The organism is Chryseobacterium metallicongregator, from assembly GCF_031324065.1.
Lineage (GTDB): Bacteria > Bacteroidota > Bacteroidia > Flavobacteriales > Weeksellaceae > Chryseobacterium > Chryseobacterium metallicongregator.
Genome location: NZ_JAVIXS010000014.1, coordinates 28,411 through 54,831 on the forward strand (window position 1 = coordinate 28,411; position 26,421 = coordinate 54,831).

The 26,421-nt window shown below is 36.3% G+C and carries 22 protein-coding genes; 7 read left to right on the forward strand and 15 right to left on the reverse strand.

The window, feature by feature from the left end; genetic code table 11:
- Positions 1-99 precede the first annotated feature (99 nt).
- The 12 genes from REB14_RS13660 to REB14_RS13715 all read right to left on the reverse strand — a co-directional run bounded on the left by REB14_RS13660 (position 100) and on the right by REB14_RS13715 (position 14,710).
- The gene (locus REB14_RS13660; RefSeq protein ID WP_149834095.1) at positions 100-531 is read right to left on the reverse strand and encodes a nucleoside deaminase; all 432 of its coding nucleotides are present in this window, start codon (positions 529-531) and stop codon (positions 100-102) included.
- Complete coding sequence (locus REB14_RS13665) at positions 531-1,148, reverse strand: hypothetical protein (RefSeq protein WP_238594336.1); 618 nt, start codon at positions 1,146-1,148, stop codon at positions 531-533. The genes REB14_RS13660 and REB14_RS13665 overlap by 1 nt, the downstream gene beginning before the upstream one ends.
- A gap of 53 nt (positions 1,149-1,201) precedes the next feature.
- Positions 1,202-2,122, reverse strand: a complete 921-nt coding sequence (locus REB14_RS13670; RefSeq protein WP_034691697.1) for a helix-turn-helix transcriptional regulator — start codon at positions 2,120-2,122, stop codon at positions 1,202-1,204.
- Positions 2,123-2,252: 130 nt separating this feature from the next.
- Complete coding sequence (locus REB14_RS13675; protein WP_309522437.1) at positions 2,253-2,735, reverse strand: hypothetical protein; 483 nt, start codon at positions 2,733-2,735, stop codon at positions 2,253-2,255.
- Positions 2,736-2,860: 125 nt separating this feature from the next.
- Positions 2,861-3,619 (reverse strand): hypothetical protein, encoded by a 759-nt coding sequence (locus REB14_RS13680; RefSeq protein WP_309522438.1) that lies wholly within the window; start codon positions 3,617-3,619, stop codon positions 2,861-2,863.
- Entirely contained in the window at positions 3,616-5,493 is a 1,878-nt protein-coding gene (locus REB14_RS13685) for a hypothetical protein (RefSeq protein WP_309522439.1), read from the reverse strand. The genes REB14_RS13680 and REB14_RS13685 overlap by 4 nt, the downstream gene beginning before the upstream one ends.
- 70 nt (positions 5,494-5,563) lie before the next feature.
- Positions 5,564-9,388: a hypothetical protein gene (locus tag REB14_RS13690; protein WP_309522440.1), complete on the reverse strand. Its 3,825-nt coding sequence runs from the start codon at positions 9,386-9,388 to the stop codon at positions 5,564-5,566.
- A gap of 7 nt (positions 9,389-9,395) precedes the next feature.
- Positions 9,396-11,579, reverse strand: coding sequence for a hypothetical protein (locus tag REB14_RS13695; RefSeq protein WP_309522441.1), 2,184 nt, complete (start codon positions 11,577-11,579; stop codon positions 9,396-9,398).
- A gap of 11 nt (positions 11,580-11,590) precedes the next feature.
- Entirely contained in the window at positions 11,591-12,349 is a 759-nt protein-coding gene (locus REB14_RS13700; RefSeq protein ID WP_079240047.1) for a leucine-rich repeat domain-containing protein, read from the reverse strand.
- Positions 12,350-12,573: 224 nt separating this feature from the next.
- The gene (locus REB14_RS13705; protein WP_158521333.1) at positions 12,574-12,744 is read right to left on the reverse strand and encodes a hypothetical protein; all 171 of its coding nucleotides are present in this window, start codon (positions 12,742-12,744) and stop codon (positions 12,574-12,576) included.
- A gap of 236 nt (positions 12,745-12,980) precedes the next feature.
- Positions 12,981-14,018, reverse strand: coding sequence for a patatin-like phospholipase family protein (locus REB14_RS13710; RefSeq protein ID WP_309522442.1), 1,038 nt, complete (start codon positions 14,016-14,018; stop codon positions 12,981-12,983).
- A gap of 191 nt (positions 14,019-14,209) precedes the next feature.
- On the reverse strand, positions 14,210-14,710 hold the full coding sequence (locus tag REB14_RS13715) for a M15 family metallopeptidase (RefSeq protein ID WP_309522443.1): 501 nt from the start codon (positions 14,708-14,710) through the stop codon (positions 14,210-14,212).
- Between the two features lie 226 nt (positions 14,711-14,936).
- Here REB14_RS13715 and REB14_RS13720 point away from each other — a divergent pair, with 226 nt between their 5' ends.
- From REB14_RS13720 to REB14_RS13740, 5 genes are all read left to right on the forward strand, one after another.
- Complete coding sequence (locus tag REB14_RS13720; RefSeq protein ID WP_079240051.1) at positions 14,937-16,520, forward strand: Na+/H+ antiporter; 1,584 nt, start codon at positions 14,937-14,939, stop codon at positions 16,518-16,520.
- A 155-nt stretch (positions 16,521-16,675) separates the two neighbouring features.
- Positions 16,676-17,974, forward strand: a complete 1,299-nt coding sequence (locus tag REB14_RS13725; protein WP_238594337.1) for a Y-family DNA polymerase — start codon at positions 16,676-16,678, stop codon at positions 17,972-17,974.
- Positions 17,975-18,205: 231 nt separating this feature from the next.
- Entirely contained in the window at positions 18,206-19,066 is an 861-nt protein-coding gene (locus REB14_RS13730) for a complement C1q domain-containing protein (protein WP_309522444.1), read from the forward strand.
- Positions 19,067-19,077: 11 nt separating this feature from the next.
- A complete protein-coding gene (locus REB14_RS13735) occupies positions 19,078-19,890 on the forward strand; it encodes a hypothetical protein (RefSeq protein WP_309522445.1) in 813 nt (270 codons plus the stop codon).
- 8 nt (positions 19,891-19,898) lie between these two features.
- A complete protein-coding gene (locus REB14_RS13740) occupies positions 19,899-20,813 on the forward strand; it encodes a hypothetical protein (protein ID WP_079240055.1) in 915 nt (304 codons plus the stop codon).
- Here REB14_RS13740 and REB14_RS13745 read toward each other — a convergent pair whose 3' ends face one another.
- The 3 genes from REB14_RS13745 to REB14_RS13755 are packed head-to-tail and all read right to left on the reverse strand — an operon-like array spanning position 20,814 to position 24,136.
- Positions 20,814-22,373, reverse strand: coding sequence for a helix-turn-helix domain-containing protein (locus REB14_RS13745; RefSeq protein ID WP_079240056.1), 1,560 nt, complete (start codon positions 22,371-22,373; stop codon positions 20,814-20,816).
- Positions 22,374-22,385: 12 nt separating this feature from the next.
- On the reverse strand, positions 22,386-22,997 hold the full coding sequence (locus REB14_RS13750; RefSeq protein ID WP_309522446.1) for a YdeI/OmpD-associated family protein: 612 nt from the start codon (positions 22,995-22,997) through the stop codon (positions 22,386-22,388).
- 5 nt (positions 22,998-23,002) lie between these two features.
- Positions 23,003-24,136: a serine hydrolase domain-containing protein gene (locus REB14_RS13755; RefSeq protein ID WP_309522447.1), complete on the reverse strand. Its 1,134-nt coding sequence runs from the start codon at positions 24,134-24,136 to the stop codon at positions 23,003-23,005.
- Positions 24,137-24,235: 99 nt separating this feature from the next.
- Between REB14_RS13755 and REB14_RS13760 the strand changes: the two genes are divergently transcribed.
- Positions 24,236-25,564 carry a M48 family metalloprotease gene (locus REB14_RS13760; protein ID WP_309522448.1) on the forward strand — a complete coding sequence of 443 codons (1,329 nt, stop codon included), beginning with the start codon at positions 24,236-24,238 and terminating at the stop codon, positions 25,562-25,564.
- 200 nt (positions 25,565-25,764) lie between these two features.
- The gene (locus tag REB14_RS13765) at positions 25,765-26,406 is read left to right on the forward strand and encodes a hypothetical protein (protein WP_309522449.1); all 642 of its coding nucleotides are present in this window, start codon (positions 25,765-25,767) and stop codon (positions 26,404-26,406) included.
- The last annotated feature ends 15 nt before the right edge of the window (positions 26,407-26,421 follow it).

The window sequence follows — 26,421 nt, forward strand, 5'->3', positions numbered from 1 at the left end:
ATTTTATAAAAAAAACAAAAGCCAGAGAAAATTATTCTCTGGCTTTTTATATGTTATTATTCCAGCCCAAATACACTTGATTTTTTGAATGGATCAGGGTTATCTTTTACTTTTAAAAAAGTCTTTAACGATAGAAGAGCATTCGGCTTCCATAATTCCTGTGATAATTTCTGTTTTAGGATGCAGAGAAAGATGTTTATTGATAAAACCTCTTTGTTCATCCCGTGCTCCAATCACTACTTTCGAGATTTGAGACCAGGAAAGCGCGCCTGAGCACATCACACATGGTTCCATCGTTACATAAAGTGTACAGTCTTTCAGGTATTTTCCTCCCAGGAAATTAGCTGCTGAGGTGATGGCCTGCATTTCTGCATGGGCGGTCACATCATTTAATGTTTCTGTGAGATTATGAGCTCTTGCAATAATTCTGTTGTTGGAGACTACCACACATCCTATAGGAACCTCATCTTTTTCTAAAGCGGTTTCTGCTTCCTGCAGCGCCATTTTCATGTAATATTCGTCGGTAAACATTAGTCCGTTATTGTTAAAGTTAAAGGAAGTCTGAAATGATAAATGGTAGGGTTGCCTTTCAGTATTGCAGGAGAAAATTTTTCCGCCAGAGAATATAATGCAATTTCTGCCTGTCTGTTGAAGGTGAAATTATTTCCTTGCGCATGAACATTGCTGACAGTTCCATCTTTCTCAACAATAAAAGCGACATCGGTTTTCACCATTTTTTCTTCAGAATAGACACCGTCAACATACAAAAGATTGGCAACTTCCTGCCTCAAAGAGTTAATTCCACCAGGATAATCTGCAATTTTTTCAGCATCTGAAAATTTTTCAGATGAGGTAAAGCTGGGATTTTTGATGGTCTGCAGATCTTCAAGGTTTCTGACTTTTAATAAAGCTCCAATCAGAGCATTATTTTCAATGCTGTCCATTTTTTTCATAAAAAAAAGAAAATCGCCTTTTATAGCAGCTTTTTTAACTGTATTGGATTCTGCATCAAATTTCTTTTTGAACTCTTTATTCAGCATATTTCTGTGCTGGTTATAGTAGCTCTTCACCAGTCTGAACTCTTCTTTCTGCTGTGCAAGAAAAAAGGAAGAGATAAAGCAGCTGATGCCAATGAATAAAGTTTTCAATAAGGGTTTATTTATGTAAATATAACAAAAAATATGAAATACTTTCTTTATGATCAGCTTTCAAGATAACGGTTTAAAGATTCCTGCAAATGATTGCGAATATCATCAACTAAACCTTTCGGTTCCAGAACGGTTACCTCTTTTCCAAATGAAAGAATTTCCTGCATGAAATCATAAGTAGGGTGGAGGAAGAACTCAAAATAGATCTCTTCCGGCGTTTCTTTGGTTTCTTTCTGGGATTGATGAAGAGGGAAACTTCTGATGTATTCTCCCTGATGGCGGCTGCATTTCAATACAATGTTTTGTGGTTTCTGTTCCGCAAGGTTCATCACTCCGAATGCATTTTTGAAATGCTCCCTGAAGTTGTATTTGTACTTCTCCCTGAACTGATTTTTGGCTACATCCAGATAGTTGATTCTGTCCAACCCAAATGATTTTAAAACTTTATCTTTGGTATCAATGGCAATAAGATACCATCGGTCTTTAGATTCTTTTAAAGCCAGAGGATGAACTTTTCTGGAGGTCATCAATTTGTTTTTATAATTGTAGTGTTCAAAACTTACAACCCTTTTATTTCTGATCGCGAAGAACAGATCATAAAAATGTTCTACACCGGTAGGTTTTCGACTTTCAAAAAAGATAAAATCTGAAAAATCGGGGTGGGTATTCATGGCGTTACTTACCTGGAAAGATTCAAGGAGTTTTTGGTTGTATTCATCCACTTCCATGATGGGGCGGCTCTCAATATAATATCGGTTGTCTCCCTTTTTTTTGTTGTGAATAGAAAGGTTGAAAAGATCGGAAATCTCCCGGATATCCCTCTGCAGGGTACGGATAGAGTAGCTCTTGATTCCTGCATCCTGGAATTCAAAAGAGTTTAAAAGATAGTCCTCCAGCTGTGAATAGGTCGCCGGAGAACTTTCTAATCTTTTAATTATTAAGGCATATCTTGTCAGATAAAAATCTTTCTTCATTTCTCTATTTTTAGGGTGCAGCAACGCTGCGTTTCATGGTAAAGTTTTATAAGACAAATATATGCGGTTCATGCGACAAAACGTGTCGTGTTTTATTTTTTGTTTTTAAATAGATCCTTTTAATAGGCATTTATTTTTGGTCTTCAATAGTAGCTACCGTAATATACAAAGGGAGACCTTCTTCGAAACTACTTTTTAGATGATTGTAAAAAAGTTGAAAATAATACAAGTTTTTATCTCTGACATTTTCCCGAATATTATAATGATATAATTCACCAAGGAATTCTTTTATATCTTCATAAAAAACAGAACGATTTGCAATGGGATCAAAATGTTTGTTTTTGTAAGTTTTCAAATATTCCATAGGATTTTTTGTATGCTCTTCCGGTACTTTTTTCATGGTTTTCAGCACATTTCTAATTTTATTCTCCAGTGCATCAACAACAAACTCCCATGTGTTGGGTTCATAGTAAGAGTCTTTCTTCCCAAAGCCTTCTCCTAAAAGCTCTTCAAAAACTTCTTTTTTGAAATCAAACTCATTCCATTCAGGATTTTCTTTATAGTTCTCCGTGCGTATATCAAAGCCTAGATAGGAGCCATATGAGTTATACAATCCTTTTTTTTACATCTGTTAATGAAATTATGATTTTATCTATTTTTTCTTCTTTCATAATACAGTAATTTTTATAAGTCTCATCATATTCCACGTTATTATGGTGAAGACTTACCTTTTCAGTTTTAAATTTTTTTGAAATCCTGTTCTTGGAAGTCTTTATCATTAATACTATTGTAATTAATATTATGGCGTTTTAAATAATCAACTGCATCTTCCTTATTCCCTTTTATAATTGTTTTTCTCATTAAAAGATTCATTTGCCTATCAACCTTCTCATAAATAATAATTTCAAACTTATTTTTAGCGCTGTTAGAGGTTAATGATAAAGTGTTGTAGTACAATATATTGATTATTTTAAAATCTTTGTTAATATCAATATATTCATTAGATATTACATGGGTTTTGCATAGGAAACTTTTTGAAATCCATGTTTTTGTGTTATCATTATCACAGCTACTACTTAGCATAAAAGAGTTTAAATATGTATTAATATACTTAACTCCTGAATTATCTTTTTGTGATTGTATAAATAATTTATTTGTATCAATTTCTAAAAAATTCAAACAGTTTTCCTTGTTGTTCTCATATTGATCAAATTTGAATTTTATATTATATTGATTGGGGAAATCTTCAATTTTTATTGTGTAATTTTTATTTTTACTTTCTTTATGCTGAGTGGCAAACTTTAAAGGTAGAATATCAGACTGAATATATTCTTTGGAATTACTATTATAATTGGTTACAGCTTCTTGGAAAGCCTCATATAGAGAACCTTGAAAAACATAATTCACCTGTTTTTTAAAATCATATTGTAAAGTGCCTTGAGCTGAAAATTGTAATGGAATAAATATAGAAAGTATAAATTTAAATAGGGTTTTCATAATTTATTTAGAGTTTTGGTAATTTCATTAGCAAAAATAGTCAAAATTTTATCACTAGAATTTTTAATTTCTGAATAATCACCATTATATTTTTTTTCCATTGCTCTCATGAGGAAATCCATTAAATTTCTGCTATAATCCCATATATAACCTGTTTCTTTTGTGAAATCGATGAGGCCGGATTGGTTTCTGTCAGTATGTTGCTCAAAATTAAGTTCTGCAACTGTATTCACATGCGAAGAAACACTCTCTCTTATTTTATCCCATTGGTATTTAATAAAGGACCTTCTATCAGCATCACCATTTTTAGGGTAATCCATAATATTTTCAAGAGTTTTTTGCTGAGGAAGTTTCAGATCCCCTATTTGTGGACTGCTTCCTGAAATATCAAAAGTATGCCTTACACCGAAGCAGTGTGCAATTTCATGAGCTAAAGTCATTGTTTTTCCAATAGCATTATTGGGAATAATGATTTCTTTTGCATCGAGAAAAGCCATTGCTTCATCACGGGAAGTAGTTGAAGTAGTTGCTGTTGTAGTTGTAGTTACCTTTGTTTCGATGTTATGACATATAAATGCAAAAAGATAATTTATTTTAAATTCATGATGTAAATAACCATATAATCTATCTTTAATAAAATCATATCTTTTCATAACACTACCTCCTGAATTGAAAGGCTTTGTAATATCCAGGTCATCTAATGTTCCCTTTAGTGAGGAGGATGGATCAATTAGCTTTCTTGTAGCAGTTCCGTCATTTACATCGAGATTTTTTAATTCTGTTTCAGTATTTATTATAATTTCATTAATTATTTCTTCATAGAATCTGGACGTTATTATTCTTAAAGCTTTATTTAAATCATTGAGTTCATATGGCTTTCCAGCTCCCTTATTTGTCAAAATATTGGAAATTGGCTGCCCGTCATATTTTCCATCTACAAGTTCTTGATCATTAGCTTTAATAAACATTGTTTTATTTGCTCCTCCGGAAATTAATTCCACAGACGATTGATTTAAAGCTTTCATATTTAAATCATTTATCATTGTTGTACCATTGAAGGGAGCAGTTGGAGTCGTAGTATTATAAAAAACATCAATAAAGAAGGATTTTGCTTTTAACAATTGATTAGGTAATAGATTTATTTTGCCTATTTCCAATTCTTTTCCTGTGCCATCATTGATAAAAGCTGTTACTGTTGTTTTGTCAGCAATAAATTCGCTGGCCTTAGTTTTAATAATAAAATCTAAAACATCCTCATTATTATTAAATGTAAGAGAGGGGGTAAAAGTTTCAATACCTTTATTATTAGATAATTTGAATGAAACAATAGCACCTAATTTTGAAGCATTATCTGTGTCGAAAAATTTGGCAGACAATACGACTTGTTGACCTGGCTTAATAAGTACATTGGGAATATAATAACTGATATCTGTCATTTTTTTGTTCCTTTTTGATAATGTGTATGTTTCATCAATAAAGTAAGATACTGGCGGAGCTTTTGGGTCTTTTAATTCGTATGTAAGATTAGGATCTTTTTCATAAAAAGATTCAAGTTTTCCTACAATTTTTTCTCTTGATTTGTCGTCAACTGTTTTTCCGCCAACTACCTTTTTTTCATAGTATCCGTTTTTGTAGACATCAGTATTATTACCATATAGATGCTGGCAAAACATATCAAAACCAAATGATTGATTATATTTCATATCGTTGTTTTTACCAGATGAATCTTTAGGAAGACCCTTCGCCTGATCTGAAGATCTAAAAAACATTAATAATTTGGGAGATGTGGCACTAAATTTCCTATGATTAGCCTTATAAACATCTACATCTGCCACACCAATTTTCGCGAGGTTTCTAATATCTATATTTTTCATTTCTTAAGTTTTTTGAAATTAAAAATTGTAAAAAAAGCGGTGATATTTCACACCGCCATTAAGGTAAATTCTATCCAATAATTGTGGTAGGCAATGTCGTAGCCCCATCACTATGTGACAATTGTGCATCTTCATCTAATCTGAAGCTTGTTTCAAACTCCAATTCTGATGGGTTTTCACAATTTTTAGGATCATTTTCCGGGAAAATCGGTAATGGCTGATTTACCGGAAGTCCTGTAGATTTATCCTGAAGGATTGTTAAGGTAGTAGGGATTCTGGTAATCCAGTATTTACCTTGAGGTTCTCCGGTTGGCTGTCTCATTTCGTCCACGATACTCATGTACATTGGATCTCCGATTACCGGAACAGAACCGCCATTCCAGATTATTCCTGTTTCAAGGAAGAACTGAACGGCTGCTTCGAAACCTGGTTTTACGGTCACAATAATTCTTGCCATACCCGCCTGTAAGAAGCTTCTGAACAATGGATCCATACTTTCACTGATGTAGAATTCCTGCCAGCTCTTACGGTTAGCCCAATAGTATGGATAGAAGGTATAATCCATGATTTCCCATTCGAATGCCTGTTCCATAAACTTAGCAAGGGCTGTATATCTGTCCAGATTTTCATTCAGGTATACCTGGAAATTATCCATGGTTGTTTTCTCATCAGCACCGTTTGTTGTTTCCTGGCCAAGTGTATAAAGGTAATCCTGTAATAAATAAGCGATACAGTTGTGCTTTAAGACATCATGTTCCATATAACGATAGAAAGTATCCTGTCTTTCTTTAAGCTGAGCTTCTTTTTCTTTTTGCTCTGCGTCTAATCTGGCCTGATCTTCCTGGAATTTGGCATAAGCAGCTTCATAAGCTTTAATAATTTCGTTGAAGCTATCTGTTTTCCATTTATTGATGAAAGCATCACTTAATTCACAATTTACAACTACTTTGATGGTATAACTTCTTACATTGTGTCCTTTCACCTGGAAAGTTACATTACCTGTGATATTAAAACCGGATGATCCTTCGCTAAAAACAAGGTCTCCACCACGTTCAGAACGGCCAATCATATCTCCTTTTAAGTTAGAGAAGAGTACTTCAGAATAACGTGATCCTGACCATCCGCCACCTCTGTTTCTTGTTGATACGCAGTTGAAACTTGCATTTTTTCCGGCATAGTTATCCGGGATGGTAAATTGGGTATGATCAATTCCAAAATCGTCATTTGTCTGAGGAACGCTAGACGCAGTATGAATAACTTGTTTGGTTGCTTCCGGGAAAGCTTCTAAAGTTACTCCATATTCCTGAGCCCAATGCTGGATCTGTACAATCGTTGCAGATTTTGGATCTGCCATTAACCATGGTTCCGGTGCTTTTCTAGGATCTACAGGGGCTTTAAGTACCTGAGCTTTGGCAACAGTAAGAGCCAGACGGTGTAATCTTGAAGGTTCAGGAACCATAAATTCAAACATGGTACGTTTACCATAGTTGTAGATCTGGTTTTTCATTTTCTTGTCGATCCATCTGTAAACTCCGGTAATGTGCTTAGGCTGTGCTGCTTCAGCATTATCAGTATTGGTTACTTTTCCTCTGTTGTCATATTCATGAACATTGGTTTCTGTATATTCTTTGATGATTTTCTGAACTCTTTCTTCCGAAATTTTAGTAAGAACTCTTTCCATTGCTCTTTCCGTGATTTCCTGAGATTTCATCACAGCTTGTCTTGTACTGTCGTGCTGTGCCGTATTATTGGCATAGTCTGCTCCGATTTCAAACTTCATGGCACTGTCATTTCCATAGCTGAATCTTGTGTAGGCAGAAATACTTTGCTGCTTCTCAATTTCTTTAGCAACTTCGGTCTGCATATCTGTTCTTGACGTTTTGGAAGTATCAGACATCTTCTCTGTTTCCTGAGATTTGGAAGTTGTATCTGTAACTTCAGAATATTCTCTGGAAACCGAAGATTTATGTCTTAGTTCGCTTGCCATAACATTCTCAATATTGGAAACCTCTCCAGGAACATAAGCATGAACACTTTGTACTACTTTCATATAATCTGCGACTCCAAGTCTTTTGATCCCGAAATTTTTACGTTTTTGGATGGTGCCTGGCTCAGGTGTACCTGGGTTTTCAACGGCTGCACGCTTCAATGTAAGCATTCCTGTAAGGTTCAGATCTTCTTTTGGATATTGTGTAGCAATCTCTCCATAGGCTACGCTTCCGTTATCAAAAATGATTTCTATTTTGAAACTAAAACTGCCTCTGAATCTGTCTACTAAAGCTGCAGGTAAGGTAATCTTATTATCTATCACAGAAATATTGCTGTAGTTTTCTTCAAAGGTTCCGGCAGCATCTGTTGTGGCTGTAATTTTAGCATTAGCAACACTCCAAGAAACATCTTCGACTTCAAAAGAAAAATTAACAAATCCTCTGCTCCCTGACACCCTGTAAGAGCTGTGTGCATATAAGCTGTATGCCATCGGCGTTCTGGCTGTATTTTGAATAAGGGGAATTGAGGCTCCACCAATATTCGCGTACTGTTGTTCGGGAAGCGGACTGTTTTGAAGAGCAGTTTCCATGGAAGAAGAAATATTACTTTTTACAACAAGTAAAGCATCTGCATAGCTTTCTATCTCATCATCAAGAACAATAGTCTGAGCACCCATTCTCAAAGTATCATGTGAAAGGATCTGAAGACTGTCTGTATCTTCAGCCAGAGCAACTAATCCCGTTGTAGATTCACCGAAAAGCTCAACAAAAAGGTCGAAAGATTCCGGAGAAAGTTTTGCCTGCAAATCCTCTAAATTGATTTCATTTTTGTACGTAAATACAAACGGAATAACTTCATATTCCTTTAAAGTGCTGTAAAGACGTTCTTTTTCTTCCTCAGACATGTCCGGAGTAATTTTGCTGTCTACTTCGGCTAATTTTCTGTCATAGAGTTCTAAACGCTCTTTGTTTTCTTCCATATATCTTGAATACGCATCCTGATAGGCCTGATGTCTGGATTTATGGAATTTTTTCTGAAGTTTTTCCAGCTCGGAATTTAGTTTGCTCAAAGATTCTTTTCTGTGGATCGCTTTACTGGATACAAAAGAAGCTCTTGCTTCAGATTCTAATCTTTGAATCGTTCTTGCTGCCAAAGCTGGTTCAGAGCCTTCAGTACTTCTTGAAGCCACTGAAGAAACGTTTTCGGTATCTTCTGAAAACAGGATAGTTGGTAATATAATTTTCCCATCCAATGCTTTTTCCAATGGTTTTTCTCCATTAATCTTGATAATTTCCTGATCCGTAAGATCCTGATTGCTGGCAAAACCAAGCTGAATAGCCATGAGAACGTGGCTGATTGCTTCTTTAATATAGAAATCTCCCTGGGTAACAATTTGATGAATATAATTATTCCAAAGCTGGGAAAATATAGCAATTCCTTCTGTGTTTAACTGTCTGTTGGTGTTAATAAGGCTTTTGTAATAATCTGTAACGAAAGCTAAGTCGGCACTGTCTAATGTTTCTTTTTTAGAAAGCTTTCTTCCAATCACAAGAAGATCTTTAAATGCGCCTTCCTCAATTTTCTTTTCACTTTCGAACCCTACATTGTTAAATTCCCCTGCAACCCTTTTCATTGCAGCAAATTTTAACGTTTTGGCAGGTCTTCCTGCTACTGCTGTATCAAAAATACCCGTTACTCCCTTAGGTCTGTGGATAAATCCTAAGTTTTTATCTTTAGTTTCTGTTAATTGTGGGTTTCTCAGACTTACAAATCTGAAAAGTGATTGTGATGCGTTATTGGTTGTATTCATAGGGTTTGTTTCTTTATAATTAATAATTCCTTCTCCTACTAAGGATTTTCCAACGGTAAATGCGGATTTTGCTGTTGATGTATTGTTTGTTGGCATTTTGTTTTTATTTTTTTGTGTATTCGAGAGTTAGAGTAAACGAGTTGATAAGAGAATAATCGTAATCAGGTGTATTCAACAGTTCTATAATAGCTCTTTCTCTTTCGATTGTGATATAGGCTTTTGTTCTCCATTGGTTACCTGCAAATGCCGCTTTGAGATCATCCCATTCTGTAAACATTTCGTTGGAGATAATGGTTTCAAGGTCTGGGAATTCAGGTCTTAAATCAATTTCACCTGTTCTTGGAATCTGATCCAGATACAAGGTTTTTTTATAAACAGGCTTACCGTTGATCCATTTTCCACCTGTTAGCTCTTCTTTGGTACTGTAAGAATGCTGTTTGTCTGCATATTGTTTCTGGATGTAATCATTTTCCTGTGCATTGTCTCCGAAATAAGTTTTAGAACTTAATCCTCTGGCATTTGACACCTGATGTTCTACCATGACAGGTTCATCAGGATAATTACTTACCATAATTCCTTTTCCGTCAGAATGATCAGTGAAACTTGTTAAAGAAGCTCCGGCATTGCTTAAACTAAGTTTTGCACCATAAGCTCTTGCCAATACACCGTAATCTTTACTGACATCTAAATTCGATTGTATAGAATTATCTACACTGCCTGATGTGATCAAAACTCCACTTGGAAAGAAACCTACCTGGCTTTTAATTCCGTCCTGAGTATTTATTTTATAGAGAAGGGATTCAATTTCCGGTGCTTCGGCATTCTCAAATTGGATATGACCAGACACGGGATTGTTAACTTCTGTTCCTGTAAGCGGAATGCAGTTTTGGAAGTCAGAAAGATTCTTATATCCAAATACATTATTGGCATTTAGAACCGCTACTTTTGTATAGGTGTTATCTGCTAAAGGGGTTCTTTTTGCAGAAACCACAGCGTCAAAATCCAATGTTCTTGCAGCAAAGTCTCCACCGATTAAAGGCGTTACAAAATCATGACGTCTTGCTACCGGATTGGATTCAATAACCAACTTGTTGAATGTTGAACCTCCTAACGGTGCATTACAGCCGATAACTACATTGTTATCCCCCCAAACTCCCATAGCATGAGTTGTAGAGGCAGCATTATATCCAATAAAAGTGTTGTAACCCCATGCACCAGATCCTGTTGCTTTCCCATGAATATTTCCGGCAAAAGCACCTAAGAAAGTATTCTGAGTTCCATTAGTTAAGGAATAAGCGGCACCAAGACCAAGAGCCGTGTTATTGGTTCCGGTAATATTTTTGTTCCCTGCTTCATCTCCGATATATGTATTTCCGTTTCCTGTTGTTGTTTCAGTTCCCGCTTGTGTTCCGAAAAAAGCATTGAAATTACCCGTTGTAAGTTTAGTTCCACTTGAAACACCGGTTGCGGTATTCCATCTTCCTGTGGTGGTTTCATTTAAAGCATAAGAACCAAGGGCTACGTTATTTGATCCTGTGGTTAACTTTGATAATGTATTATAACCAATTCCCAGTCCGTAAGCTCCGGTGTGATCCGTGTTTAAATTTCCAAACCAAAAGGAATAAGTGGTAGGATTGAAGTTTATTTCACCTGCTCTGCCCTGGCTTGGCTGGAAAATAATAGGTTTGGTTGTTCCGTTGCCTCTGTCAATGACATTCTGTAAATTATCATTTCCGCTAAAAGTCGGTTTATCGGAAAGATCATTGTAACTGCCTGTTACAGCCACTTTTTTTACAGTGACTTTTTCCTGTCCTTCCTGTGATAATGTTACACTTCCATCAGAATTGGTCGTTGGAATGATACTGAATTCCGAGAGATTGATGTGAAAGGCTGATCCGTCATTCTGGGTAATGGTAATACTATTTTGAGACGCATCATATGAAGCATTCTCAATACTGATATCACGGGTTACCAAACTGCTTAAATCTACGGATTTGCTTTGCTGGACACCATTCTCACCCGTATAAAATACCGTTAAGATATTTCCATTTAATTGCGGAACCTGAATAGCTGTCTGAGTTTCAATTTTTTCTTTCCAAAGCTGAGCATTCTGCAGATTTATATTGGATGCATTTGCATCTGCTTTTTTAGACAAATCATAATCTAATTGATCTGCAGGAATCTTTTCATCTTTGTGCCAATAGGAATCATGCCACTCCCAGAATTCTTCCTGTACCGGAATATCTCCGTTTTCGAAATATTTTTTTAATTCTTGTTTTGTTTTCATTTGCTTAAAGTTTAATTGATCAGTTTTCCTCCTACAATTTCCACAGTACTGTCAAAAGAATAAGGAGTATAGGAGGTATCAGGTCCTAATGTTACTTTTGTAAGCTGGTTATCTCTGAAAGCATTGTTTTCAATCTTGAGGACACTATCGGGAATAATCACTGAGGTGAGCTGATTACTGACAAAGGCATCAGATCTAATTTCCGTTACTCCATTGGGAATCTCAACGGATGTCAGTTTATTGACAGAGAAGGCACCTTGTGAGATAATTGTTATTCCTTTAGGGAGACGGATTTCAGTCAGTTGGTTGGCTGTAAATGCTTGTATTCCAATATGGATAACGCTGTCCGAAATAAATAAAGATGTCAATTTGTTATTGTAAAATGCCCAATTGGGGATTTCCGTTACCTTGGGAGGAATTTTAAAGGTGGTCAAGCCGCCGTTACTAAATGCACTTTCCTGAATACTTGTTACGGAGTCAGGGATTTCTACATCAGTTACCTGCAGACCTGCAGTGAAATTTTTGGGAATAGTGAGTGTTCCTTCTTTTATTACAATTTTTCTTTTTGAAAAGAAGGTTAGTGAAGCATTTTTATCAGCATCCATTTCAGCATAAAGTATGTTGAATGTACCATTCTCCAGACCTGCAATCTTCCGCATGTCGATTTTTTCATCTTTATGCCAGTACGAGTCCTGCCATTCCCAAAAATCTTCCTGTTTTGGGATATCTCCATTTTCAAAATAGAGTTTTAATTCTTCTTTTGTTTTCATAAAACGTTGTGTGATGGGTTAATAAATTGGGTGCTGTGATCTGCTTTTATTGGAGCAGGCTCACTTTTGTGCTATATTTTCAGACATAGTTCTGGCTGTTCAGCATTTTGTGAATGGTGAATTCAAAGAATTGAGAATGTTTAATGAGATTGCTGTACGGTTATTATAGAGATTTCAAAAATGATGTTGAACAGCGGCAGAACTTGTCGTGTATTAATTTTTATTTAAAAAATATCTTCTTCGGGTATTCCTTTTTCAAAATCTTCCCTGAAGAAGTTTTCAATGTCAATGAGATAGTTTTCATAGTCCATCTCAGCATTTTCGATATCGCTCCATTCTATCGTATAGAGATCTTCATTGAAGAGTATATCGGTATTGTGATCTGGTGTTTCCATGTTTTGTGGGATAAGGTGTTGGTTATATTTTTTTGAACATATTTCAGGCTGTTCAGCATAGGAGAATGTCGAATTCAAAGGCTTTTAAAAGTTTTTAAGGATTGTTGTTTTGTGTCTTTCTGATACTCCAAAAGTAGTGAGGCAAAGCGACAAAACTTGACGTGTTTTAAAAAGATTTTTTTAATTTTTAAATATAATCTTAATAGCTTATATGAGTGGGTTATAAGGTAAAAAGCTTATATTTTATTTTTAATGAGTTTCTGAACAATCTGGTTCAAAGTTTCTCTGTGATCATCAATATAACTCAATCCGGCTTGTATCAGATTTTCAATATTGGATCTTCTTACATTATCCATTGCAGGAGACGCATTTTTCAGTGAAGGATTCAATCGGTAATAGTTTTTTTGATTTCTAAGTCCCAGCGTCTGAAACATCTGTTCCAGCTGATAATCCACTGTTTCTGCGTTGGCAGACATCAAAATGTCGACGATTGGACTTACCCAGCCAATTTTTCCAGCCTTTTCCAGTTTTTTAAAAGAATAAGGTCTTGCTTCAATTCCTGTTCCGATAGAGACAATGATCATGTCATTTACGCTTGGATGATTGGCTTTCTGATGGTTTTTTAAAACTTCTGCAAAAGGAATCTTTCTTGCTTCTGCATAAGCACAAAGCGCGGGATTATTAGCAAACATTCCTCCATCAATCAAGCTGAAAATCTGGCCATACATGGATTTAATCTGAACAGGACTAAAATACGTAGGAGCTGCTGAAGTCGCTCTGCAGATATCTCTTACATAGAAATTGTCTGTGCTGAGGCTGGCTTTCCACGAGTTGAAAAGTTTTGCCCTTCTGTTCTCTATGTCATAACTTGTTATTAAACATGGTTTTATTAATTCTTTTAATTCTAAATTTCCAAAGAAATCATTTAAGTTTTTTTCAAGAGCTTCCTGAGAAATTCTTTCGTTCAATAATCCGAATGGATTGACCAGTTTTTCCCAAAAGGAAACCTGGAAGATGTCGCCGCCCTTTTCAGCATATAATTCCAACCCTTTTTGAATGGAATATTTTGCTTTTCGGATTTCATCAGGAGAGAGAATAATAGAAGCAATCAGACCTCCGGTGCTGCTGCCCGCTACCAGATCAAAATAATCTCCGAGCTTGGCAGTCGGCTTATCATAATACTGAAGCTGCTCTTCTATGTAACGCAGAATAATGCAGGTTACAATTCCCCTTATTCCACCTCCGTCCAAAGAAAGAATGGTTGTCTTTTTCATGTGATATTTTTAATGGTTTGTTAAAAGGACACATGCAATCTTAAATCTATAGAACCCTATTGACTATTCAGAAAATGTAGAGATTCCATATTGAGATTTCATTGCTTTTTCTGTTGTTTTCTTATAAAGCAAAGGTAGTTTGAGGAGGCGACAGAACATGTCGTATTATATTTAATTTCAAATAAATGACACTAAAAAATAACGTAATTCTGTTGGTCTTTTGGCATCTTCAAAAGCGTTCTCCAACTGGTTTTTACAGAGCCTTTTTTAGAAGGAATTGTCTTCTTTTCGAAGTGGGGAAGGTCTTTAAATGTTTTCCAGTTTCCACCCCAATCCCAGCCGTGTCGGGCAAAGATTTTTACGCATTCGTACCAGTCTGCAACTTTGTCATTATCCCAGTCCTTTGCGGTATCCCAACTTGCTGTTTTTCGGTCAATCATCAGGCAGATGTCTACGGCCAGTCCATAATTGTGGATGCTTTGCCCTGCCTTTGCATTGGTTACCTTTTTTCCTGAAGTAATTCTTCCGATGGCATAAAGCTTTTCCTGCTCTTCAAAAGATCGTAATCCCTGAGTGATTCGTATCTTGGCTCTTCCTGTAAGGGCTTCGTCACATTCCTGTATAATTTGCTTCACTTCCTCTCTTACCAACGGGTGAAGTTTCTGAATCCTTTCTAAGGTTACTTTGTCCATATTTCTTATTTTGTTATAGAACAAAAGTATAGCGCAGAGGCGACGAAACTTGACGTGTTTTATTTAAAATTCTATAACATTCAACCTTAAGCAAAAACATAATAAGAAAAGAGATTTAACGACAGGTAAATTGATCTGTACACTCAAAAAAATGATAAAAAATTGGTTTTAAATTTTTAAAAATCAAATAGAAGTAGTAAATATGATGGATAAAACACAATAGTAAATGCATACGATCCTACCTTTTTTATTGGCCATGGTTGCTGCCATTGTACTGCTCAATATGTGGGCTACAAAATTAAAAATTGCTTATCCTATTTTGCTCGTTGTATTCGGGCTGCTTGTTAGCTTTGTACCAGGTCTTCCGGTGGTAAAGATCAATCCGGATCTTATCTTTTTTATTTTCTTACCTCCTCTTTTATTTGAGGCTGCATGGTCTATTTCCTTTAAAGAAATGAAACGATGGTGGCGCATTATCGGAAGTTTTGCCTTTTTAGTAGTCTTTTTTACAGCACTGGCAGTGGCGGTGACGGCCAATTACTTTATTCCCGGATTTACACTTGCTCTCGGGTTTTTGCTGGGTGGTATCGTATCTCCACCTGATGCAGTGAGTACAGGAGCGATCATGAAATTTGTAAAAATACCGTCTACTACCTCTGCTATTCTGGAAGGAGAAAGTTTACTGAATGATGCTTCTTCATTAATTATATTCCGTTTTGCTTTGATTGCTGTAGGAACCGGACAATTTATATGGCAGGAAGCTTCATTAGACTTTGTATGGATGATCATCGGAGGTGCCGGAATCGGTTTACTATTGGCATGGATCTTTGTACAGGTTCACAAAAGACTCCCTACAGAAGCTTCTTCGGATATTGCATTAACGATTATTGAACCTTATCTGATGTATTGGATAGCAGAACAGTTCCATGCCTCCGGAGTGTTAGCTGTAGTTTGCGGAGGTTTGTATATGTCCAGCAAACGATTGATATTTCTCAACAGTACCAGCCGAATTATGGGCTATAGTGTATGGCAGAGCTTTGTATTTATTCTGAATGGTATCGTTTTCTTAATCATCGGGCTTGAACTTCCTGAAATTGTTGGTGGGCTTCGGTCAGAAGGAATTCCTTTGAGAATAGCCATCCAATATGGAGTGCTGGTGACCGGTATTCTGATTGCCGCCAGAATCATAAGTTCTTATGCTGCTATGCTGGCTACATTGATTTTCCGGCCAAGTGTTGCTCCCCGTGCTTCTTCGGCAAGAAGACGGCTGTTGATGCCTTTGATGCTTGGATGGACCGGAATGAGAGGCGTTGTTTCATTGGCTGCTGCACTTGCCATTCCGATTACCCTTGAAAACGGACTTCCTTTTCCCAACAGAAATCTTATCCTCTTCATTACTTTTGTGGTGATTCTTCTTACATTACTTGTACAAGGACTTACCTTGCCATACTTCATCAAATATGGACATGTATTTGATGATTTTACAGATGAAGAGAAAGATAAAAAGGCCAGGGAAGAAATAAAACATCAACTGAAACAGCATGTTTATCATTTTCTTAAAAATAAGCATGAAAATGAACTGAACAGCCATGCAGGATTAGAAAGAATGCTGAAACAATGGGAGGAAAAGATCCAGACCAATAATACTGAATGGATGAATGAAAAGACCAAAGATATCTTTTTTGAAATGCTGGAAAGCCAGAGACAGTTTCTTTCAGAATTGAATAAAGATATTTCTGTCAACGAAGAAATTATCCGCCATCAGCTCTATCAGCTGGACCTTGAGGAAGAACGGTTAAGAATGATTTAAGCTATATCATGATTTTTGTTTTTGAAAACAAAACTACAGTGCTAATGCGACAAAACATGTCGTATTATAAAATTTTATTCATTTGTTTTTCAATGTGTTAAATGTGATGTTAATTGTGGCTTAAAAGATTATTTTATTCTTTAAAAACTATAATTTTGTATAGATTTTCCTATACAATTGTCATGTACGCTTTGGTAGATTGTAACAATTTTTTTGTTTCCTGTGAAAGGACTTTAGATCCTGATCTTGAAGGCAAGCCCGTTGTGGTTCTTTCCAACAACGATGGATGTGTTGTGTCCAGAAGTAAAGAAGCAAAAGATCTTGGAATTCCTATGGCAGCTCCTGCATTTAAGTACAAAGAGCTTTTTCAGAAACATGATGTGAAAAGTTTTTCTGCAAAATTTGAACTGTATAATTATAAAAGCCAGCAGGTTATTAATATTGCCAAATCGTATGTCATTGACCATGAGGTGTACAGTATCGATGAGCTTTTTCTCGATTTGACAGGATTCAAATATATTGATATGTATGAATATTGTCTTAAAATCAGGAATGAAATTGATGAGAAAGAAAATATTCCCGTAAGCATAGGAATTGCACCCACCAAAACATTATGTAAAGTGGCAAACAGAATCGTAAAAGAATTTCCGGATAATTTTAAAGGGGTGTATATTCTGGATACTCCTGAAAAAATTGAAAAAGCTCTGAAATGGCTCAACATAGGAGATGTATGGGGAATAGGACGAAGGCTTGCTGCCAAAATGAATGATAGTGGGGTGTATAAAGCATGGGATCTTCTTCAGAAACCTGAAATGTGGGTTCGAAAAGTGATGGGAATTCATGGCGTAAGAATGATTCATGAATTAAGAGGAATTCGGCAGTTGGAACTGGATGCTCCTTCTCCCAAAAAATCCATTGCAGTGACCCGAAGTTTTATGCAGATGCTTACAAAAAAAGAAGAAGTAAGGGAAAGAGTAGAAACGTTTGGAATGTATTGCTCGGAAAGACTGAGAAAGCAGAATACCTGCTGTAAAATGATTACTGTTTTTGTACAGACTAACCGATTCAGAAAAGATTTACCCGAATACAAAAATGCAATGACCAGAATTCTTTCAAATCCTACCAATTCGTCCATCTTAATTGGAAGAGTGGTCAATGAACTTTTTGAGGCGATTTACAGAGAGGGATTTCATTATAAAAGAGCAGGAGTAATGGTGAATGATTTTGTTCCTGAAGATCAGAGACAGATCGGCCTTTTCGAAGAAGATATTCAAAACCAGCATCTTCCTGTGATGAAAGCTATGGATGCGATGAACCGAAAATTTGGAAAAGATAAAGTACGCCTTGGAAGCATGAGCGGAGAAAATACTTTTGGACGTGCAAAACTCTCCCCGGAATATGAAGCTTTCCTGAAAAAAAATACATTACCGGAAGCGAATTTCAGATTTCATTAAGACTTAAATTTGTCTTCAAAAACATAAATTCTTTAAAAATTTCTATTGAAATGAGGGTTCGATTTTATTTTAAATAGTAAAATTCCGTATTTTGATAATGTAAAATACTGTTTTATTTTGTTGTTTATCAGTTGATTGTGTGTTTGTGGTAGAGGCGGGACTATTGCAGGAGATCTGCTTTTACATTTATCTTTGGCCAAGAATTGTACACGTTTTAAAACCACAAATTACATGAAAAATCTAAGTATTTTGATGAAGGGAATACTGTTTCCTTTGTGCTTCTCGATAAGTTATTCAAAAGCGCAGGTAGGTATTAATACTTCAAACCCTCAAACCACTTTCCATGTAGATGGAGCAAAAGATAATCCCTCATCCGGAGCTCCATCTTCTATCCAAATAGCTAATGATGTTACTGTCACTTCTGCCGGAGAAATAGGGATTGGAACCTTAACGCCAGCTGTTAAAATAGACACACGTTCAGCATCAAATTCAGACAACTCAATCGGAATAGGAGAGACCAGCCAGACCGCCTCAGCGGCAGGTGGAGGAGCTTTAAGATATAATCCGCTGAATGGTGGAAAGATGCAGTATTCCGATGGTGTGATATGGCAGGACCTTATTTCTTCCCCTACCAAAGCGGTAGTTGTTGCCAATCTTCAGGCAGCTAACTTTGCGGTAAAAATTCCCTATCAGGTTTCTACAGGTGTTGCGGGATGGACGGAAGTTTCCGATCCAACAGGAAATTTTACTCCCGGAACAGGTATTTTTATCGCTCCAAGAACCGGAGTGTATCTTATTTCTTTTACCTATGACTTTGTAAGGATTCCTATCGTTTCAGGCTACTTTTCCGAAGCAAGATATGTTGTGAATGGAAATACTACGGTAAAGAAATGCGTAAAATCTTATTCCAATATTTCAAAACAGGCACAGGTAGCCGGATCGTGTGTTGCCGGAGTTCAGCTGAACAAAGGAGATACGCTTCAACCTTATATCTATCAGTCTGTTTATAACGGAAACCTGAGCCTGAGAACAGATACATCTTCTGCAAGCAATGAATATGGCTTTGTAAACCTTTCTATTTTAGAACAATAACACATTTGAATATGAGAAAAATATTAGGACTGGCTTTCGTCATTGGCTGTGGCATAGGGATGAAAGCACAGATAGGAATCAATATGTCTTCTCCGGAAGCAACTGTACATATAGACGGGCAAAAAAATACCACTGTTTCTATACCTTCCAGCTACTACGATGATGTTGTCATTACCCAATCTGGAAATGTAGGGATAGGAACAAAATCTCCCAAAACAAGGTTTGACCTGAGATCAGGAGAACGTTTAAATGCAATAGGAATCGGAGGAACTTCACAGGCTGCTTCTGCAGCAAAGGCCGGAGCGATAAGGTATAATTCCGGAACTCAGGATCTGAGCTATTCTAACGGGACAACCTGGGTAACACTAGCTCATAAGGCTCCCAATGATTTTGTGGATGCAGAAAATGCTTCCTTACAAAGTTTCAGTGATGGAGTACAATCCGCTGTTATCGGCTGGACTAAGAAAACAGATGTGAATAGCAGTTTTAATGCGACTACAGGAACTTTTACGGCTTCAAAAACGGGAGTGTACATCGTGTCATTTACCTTTTCACTGGCTTCCGGAAGCATTGCAAATGATTCAAGGTATGAAACGTTGATTCAGACTAACTCAGCCTCTTCTTCAACCAATAAGGTATTCAAATGTGTAGGAAGTTACCCTGGAAACAATACCATCGGAAACCGTGTTGCAGGAAACTGTTCCGGGATTTTTAACCTGAATCAGGGAGATAATATTACAGTAAGCCTGAATCAAAAACTGGGAAGTTCAAAAACACTGGACACGGATTCTACGCTTACTTCTTTAAGTATTTTCGGATTATAAAAAGATACATGATGAAAAAGAATTGTTTACTGATTTTAGTGACTTTAAGTTTCCAGTGTGCATTTTCACAAATTGGAATCAATACCTCAAACCCGCAAGGCATTTTACATATTGACGGGCAGAAAGATAATCCTTCTTCCGGATCAACATTTACTCCTGCTCAGCAGGCTAATGATATTCTTGTAAATAATACAGGGAAACTAGGAGTAGGAACTTTGAGCCCGGCCGTAAAAGTAGACGCCAGAAATTCCGGAAACGGAGCGATTGGTTTTGGAACTTCTACTTTAACAGCTGTTGCAGCAGATGAAGGTGCAGTACGCTATAACAGCGGCGTGGAATATTCTAACGGAAATGAGTGGCTTCCTTTGCTGACAGCTCAGCCTGCCAGTAATAAAGTAATTGTGATTGCAGCCAAAACGACTAATAACGTGAAGCTTGCAACCCCGGCCACACCCACGGTAACTGCCGGTTTGCAGAACAGGGCGAGTAACTACTTAGTAGACTGGAGTAAAACCTTTGAAAGTAACTCCGGGACTACTTTCAATGCCGGAACGGGTATTTTTACAGCACCCAGAAACGGAATTTATGTAGCCACATTCACCACGGACCTGGCTCCGTTGGCCATTAATTATACTACAGATCCTTTAAATCCTATTCAGATAGAAGCCATCTGGCAGCTTTATGATAGTACAACAGGATTGGCTGCCACCAATATTGTCAATACTGTGAAATGTGCCAATACCATGTCCTCAAACAGTGTCGGAAATATTGATGCTGGAAGTAACTGTACCGCTTCATTCTATATGACGGCAGGACAGAGACTAATGCCTTATATCTGGTTTAATTTGAATAACTCAAACGTTGCGAATTTCTCGCTTAATAATACGGGAGGTTATAATAATCTTACCATAGCAGAACAGTAATCAGGAGATCTCATCAAGGGTTTTAATAAAAGCAGAAGGATGCAGCCCTGTGATCTTCTTAAACTCAAGAGAAAAGGCGCTGTGAGAGGAATATCCCGTGATTTCAGCAAGATGATTGATCTTATATTTTCTATATTGAGGTTCGTTTTTCAACTGGGTGACAATATAATTGATCCTTAGATGATTAATGTACTGATTGAAATTGAATTTTTTATGTTTCTTAATAACCGTTGAAAGGTATTTTGTGTTGATATTCAACGTGTTTGCAAGGTTGTAACGAGAGATGTTTTTGTTGTTAAACTCAAGGTTTTCTTCAAAAATTTTTAATCCGTTTAGTATGTTTTCCTCTACTTCAGGTGAAATTTTTATTTCTATCGGAGTAGAGGTGTTTTTTGTCTGAATATCCTCAGAAACTTCCTGTGGATCTTCCTCATAAACAACAGGTGAAATCCCATCTTTGTAAATTTTAGCAACTGCTTCTTTATGTTTTTTACGGAGACGAAGGGTATTGAAAATTACAGCGCCTAAAACAATGATCAGAGTAAAACAGGCTATAATAAGTCCTTTTGAAATGCTGTGGCTTTCGTTGAGCTGTTGATGGAAGCTTTCCTCTTTTTTGGATAAAGTTTTGTTGACGGCCATGGCTTTGTTGTAAGCAATGCTGTCTTTTAAGGTAAGGTTTTCTATTTTATATTTTTCGGTATTAGACTCGTCGTGGAGCTGGGCGTAAGCTTCTTCAAGATTCTTGGTCACTTCAATCTTTTTTTCGTTGAAACCATACTGATCTACAATGGCAAGAGATTTCTGATAATACAGGATCGCACTGTCCGGTTTATTCTGTTTTGAAAAAGAAAACCCGATATCATTAAGAATGTTGGCCTGAAGATAATAATTGCTTTTTCCCACTAATGAAAGAGCATTAGCAAAATAATATTTGGCTTCCCTGAATTTTTTTACTTCAGATAAATTATACCCCATATTGGTGTAAGCAGAAATCAGCAATTCATTTCGCCTGGCAGTATTTTTTAGCTTCTGAAATTCCTGAATGGCACTTTTAGAATAAAATGCCTTCTCTTTGTACTGATCCTTATTGAGAAGAATCAAAAAAGAATTAAAGATCATGCCTTTCAGTTCATGTCCTTCTTCCGTACTATTGGTTTTTACTTCTGCCAGAGCATTTCTAAGACTTGTAGAAGATTCTTTAAGCAATCCGAGTTTTGCATACTGAGTTCCCTGCATCCTGTACGCCAGTGCCTTCCCAATGCTATAATTGCTTTGCGTAGCTATTTTAAGTGCCTTATCGGCAAAATCAAGACTTTTTTCAGCATCTGATTTTAAATAGCTGTTGAAAGACTTTAAATAATAAGCCTTTGCAAGAAATTCCTGGTGGTTTCTTCTCTGGGCAGAATCAATGATCTTATTCAGAATAATTTCTGAGCTGTCAGGATTTTTAGAAGAAAGCATGCGGGCATACTTATATTGTCCCTCAAAATCAAATGATTGAGCGAGTGTAAAAATTGAAATAATAAGGAAGAAAAAGAGAATAATTTTTTTCTTCATTGGGTGTGTTTTTTATTTTTTCTGGTACTTCCAGTTGCGGCTTTTACCTTCAGCAATCCATTCCAAAGACTGTTCCAGTCTCTTGTTTCTGGTAGCTTCTGTTTTAGCCTCGGAAACCCATGCAATATACTCTTTTCTGAAAGAGGGCGAAGCTTTTTCAAAAAAATCTTTTGCTTTTGGCTGGGCATTTAAAGCAGACTGAAAATAATCAGGAATTTCCATTTCTGTTTTGGAGGGTGCTGCTTTTTTCATGGTAACGCCCATATCCGTAAGCTCCATAGCCTCTGTAATCGCTTTTTTCAGCTGAGGTTTAGAGGGAAGATCTCCGACCTGCGTAATTTTTCCTAAACTGAACATCGAGTTTTTCTCAATATCCTGAGTGATCTCCTGCATGGTTTTCATTTCCTTTTCCAGCCAGAATCCAAAAGTACAGTGCTGTTTGAAAGAAGCCATAGCACAAAGATTTTTCCCTTTATAGATAAAATGGGGAAAGCTCCACTTCATGGTTTCTTCGGCATCAGGGCAGAATTCATGAACGGTTTCACGGATGTAATACAGGATAGGTTTTGCAAAATCCTGTGATTTTTCAATATATGCGTCAATTTTCGGGCTGTATTTCTCCATTGTTTTTATTGGAATAATTGTACAATATCATTAACAAGGAATTTCACCTGATCGGGTCTTCCTCTGTCATTTTTAGGGTTGTTGGAATAACTTCCGGTTTTTACAATAACTATATTGTGCTCCGGAACCATAATGATATATTGACCCTGTAATCCCAGGAAATAATAATGTTTGATAGGGTTATCGTGATTAATCCAAAGTCCCATTCCATAAATGTTTTCAGACTTTTCTGTAGGAGTTCTCATCTGTTCAACGAAGTCTGCATTGAGGATCTGTTGGTCTCCGGCTTTTCCATCATCCAGAAATAGCTGTCCCAGCTTGGCAAAGTCTCTTGCATTGGAATGAATACAGCAATAGGTTTTTTCCATACCATGATCATCTGTAGTCCATTTAGCATTTTGTTCCATTCCCAGAGGAGCCCAGAATTTTTCTGATAAATAAGTTGCCAATGGTTTATCAAGAGCTTTACGCAGGGCGAAACCAAGAAGTTGTGTAGAACCGCTTTGATATTCAAATCTGACTCCTGGTTCTTCTTTGAATTTTCTTGTGAATACAGCTTTTACAAGACTTTTTCCATAATAGGCTTTAGCATTGGGAAGAAATGGATTGTTGTAATTTTCATCCCAGTCTAATCCGGCTTCCATTTGGGCTAAATTTTTAAGGGTAACCTGATTTCCAAATGTTTTATTTTTAAATTCAGGATAAAAGTCAGAAAGCTTTTCATCAATGGATGGGATAATCCCTTCTTCCAGTGCTTTCCCTAAAAGCATTACAGTCACTGCTTTTGCCATTGAAAAAGAATTAGTCTGCGAAAGCTGATTGTAGCCATCCCAATATTGTTCGTGAAGAATTTTCCCGTTCCTTATCACGACTAAAGCTGCTGTTCTGGAGTGTTTTAAATTATCAACTAAATGTTTAGGTAAGTCTTTTTTGTTATACTCAGCATCCTCTTCCCAGAGCCTGGGCTCTTCCGTCGCAATAGGGTTGCTGGGGAAAAGATCTCCGTCATCGATGTATGCACTTGACTTTCCTTTAAGGTAGGTTTTGGAAATACCACTAAATAAATAATCATATCCAAAAAAATAAGCTGCTGCTGCACCTGCTACAGCTCCACCTATCATATACTTTAGTATTCTCATTTTTTCCTGAATGGGTCTTTAACAAATTTAGAATAATTTGGTTATAAAATTTAAAATGAATCAGCAAATAAGTTATTTTTGTTCTTATTGAAGAAAACTATGACCAGAAAACTTTTTGTATTGGGGTGCCTCCTATTTTCAATCATGGGAATAGCCCAGATTTATAAACCAATAGATACCGCAGATTATATACAGAGAAAAGCGTTTTTAAAGAGTTTTGAAGGAAATAATGAAGCAACCGTAAAGAGATTAAAGTCCCAATATTCCGGGAAAACAGGTTCTGAATTATCCAAAATTTATAAAGAATTCGGAACTGATTTTGAAAAGCAGGTGAAGAATAAGGATTTTATCTTTAAATCTGAATTTGAAACCAGTATACAGTCTATGATTCAACGTCTTAAAAAGAATAATCCTACAATTCCTCAGAACCTGAAAATTCTGATTGCAAAAGACAACACTCCCAATGCTTATTGTCTTGCCGATGGAACCTTTGTGATCAACATGGGGCTTTATAGCTGGCTGAATAATGAGGAACAGATTGCTGCGGTGATTGCCCATGAGCTGGGACATAAAATAGAGGAACATTCCCTGAAGACTTTTTTGAAAATTATCGAACAGGATAAACAGGATAAAGTGGTGGTGCAGAATATAAAATCTACTACAACAAGCAGAAGCCAGGGCCAGAATCAAAAGGCTTTCGATATTTTTAAAAATACAGCCTACAAGAAAGGAGTAGAAAGAAGACAAAGCGAAATGCAGGCTGATTCTCTCGGGTATGTCATCTTTAAAAACAGTGATTTCAAGAAAGCAGAATTTGTCAATGCTCTTCAGAGATTGCAGGATTTTGATACCATTTCACCAAGAGAATTGAAGGTAGAAACGTATAAAAAACTTTTTAACCTTCCCAGGCAGGCATTTAATGAAAAATGGATGAAGAAGGAAGATTTCTCTCTGTATAATTATAATTTCTATAAAGAAAAGCTGAATAAAGATTCTCTTGCTTCTCACCCTGAAGTTTCCAGAAGACTAGAAGTGCTTAAAAAGACTTTTGCAGAGCTTAAAACTCCTGTTAGTCCGGAAAAACCCTCAGATCTGTTTTTAACATTAAGAAAAACGGCGAGGATGGAGATTTTACCCAATTATTTCCATTCAGAAGATTATGGACTGGGGATTTATACTGCCATGCAGTTTTTGCAGGATGAAGAGGAGGAAAAATATTATAAAAGCTGGTTGGGAAGATGTTTTTCCAAAATATATGAAGCAAGAAAAAACTATAATCTGAACCGATATCTGGATCGTATAGAGCCCAAAAATCAAAGTGAAAGCTATCAGCAGTTTCTGAACTTTATGTGGAACTTAAGTCTTGATGAAATAAAGAATATAGCAGACTTTTATCAGACGAATGGGACCTTCGCTAAAATAGATTGATTAAGCAGATTAAAAAACTAATTACAGTTTTAGGTGTTACATCCTAAATACATCAAGCTATTACGTGTTTTCCGGTGATTATGGCATCGATATAAATGAAATATTCCAAAAGATCGGCGTTCAAACCCTATTGTAAATACTGACGTAATTGATTTCCGTGAAATAAAGAATTTAAATTTTTAATAATAAAGTAAAATACCATGAAAAAATTCATTTTAACTACCATAGTTTTATCTTCAATTGTAACAAGTTGTTCTAAAGAAGAAGGTACGACAGAAAATATAAATGATAAAGAAGTGTCCAAATCATCCATTTTAAATAACAATAATTCATCTGGAAAGGCAGCCGGAAAAGAGTATACACAGCAATTACCCTATCTTGATGCTCATACCGACTTTATGGTTTTCAATGTTGAAAATGATCTGGCCCGTAAGATGAATGATCCCAAAGTTGATTGGAAAACCCTCAATGCGCTTTATAGTACAGACTTAAGTACTGCTTCAAAACAATATCTGATTTATATATTATTTGCAAAAAAAGATTTACTAGGTATTCAAAATACTGCACCCACCGCAGACCAAGCTAAATTAATAGCACAATATGCTCAGGAATTGGTCAATACAAAGTATCCCGGATATTGCCTGCTGTATAACACATTATTAACCTTGAATTCTACGGAATATGCACCGTTATCGAAAACGCTTGCAACTCAAATTGTTTCAAACTCAAAAACGGAGGTTTTCCACTCAAATTTTCTGAACAGGCCAGAAGGAAGAGATCCTTATCTAGCAAAGGTTAAAGAAGATTATACCTATTTAGATAAAATTAAAACCGAATTCTAAATAAAAGAATTTAGA